1 protein-coding gene is annotated in these 255 nt (G+C 72.9%); it reads right to left on the minus strand.

Annotated elements, in window-relative coordinates; genetic code table 11:
- Window positions 1–255, minus strand: a 255-nt coding sequence (locus tag DDE18_RS23245) for a hypothetical protein (protein WP_211754726.1), incomplete at both ends; no start/stop codon positions are given.

Raw genomic sequence — 255 nt, forward strand, 5'->3', positions numbered from 1 at the left:
CCGGCCAGCCGGTCGAGGATCCCCTCGCCGGCCTCGATCGCCTTCGTCAGGTCACCCGAGTCCCGGTAGCTGCGACTGAGCGCAATCCCGGCCCGGACCTGGACCAGCCCGCTCGTGCTCCGCCCGATCAGCGCCTCCAGCTCCAGGATCGCATCATCGAGCCGGCCCAACGCCTCCAGCGCCCGGGCGTGCAGGAAACCGGCCCGGTCGGCCAGGTCATCCAGCGACGCCGACTCCGCACGAGCCAGCGCCTCC

It is taken from the genome of Nocardioides gansuensis (genome assembly GCF_003076135.1).
Classification (GTDB): domain Bacteria; phylum Actinomycetota; class Actinomycetes; order Propionibacteriales; family Nocardioidaceae; genus Nocardioides; species Nocardioides gansuensis.